The following is a 277-nucleotide window of genomic DNA, read 5'->3' on the forward strand; positions in this document are numbered from 1 at the left end:
GTTCGCAGAGCTCACCGCCGATATTCTGCCGCCTGGCGTGTTCAACGTCGTGACGGGACCTGGACGCACCGTTGGCCAGGCGATCGCCGCCAATCCACGGATCGCCAAGGTCTCCTTTACGGGCGAGACGGTCACCGGCAAGCAGATCATGCATGCGGCCGCCGACCATCTCATCCCCCAGACGATGGAACTTGGCGGCAAGTCGCCCAACATCTTCATGGCCGACGTGCTCGACGAGGAGGACGCCTTCTTCGACAAGGCGCTGGAGGGCTTCACG

1 protein-coding gene is annotated in these 277 nt (G+C 63.5%); it reads left to right on the top strand.

What is annotated here, in order from left to right:
* On the top strand, nt 1-277 hold a 277-nt coding region (locus FLQ44_RS08150; RefSeq protein ID WP_147693968.1), incomplete at both ends, for an aldehyde dehydrogenase family protein.

Source organism: Vogesella mureinivorans (assembly GCF_007644035.1).
Lineage (GTDB): Bacteria > Pseudomonadota > Gammaproteobacteria > Burkholderiales > Chromobacteriaceae > Vogesella > Vogesella mureinivorans.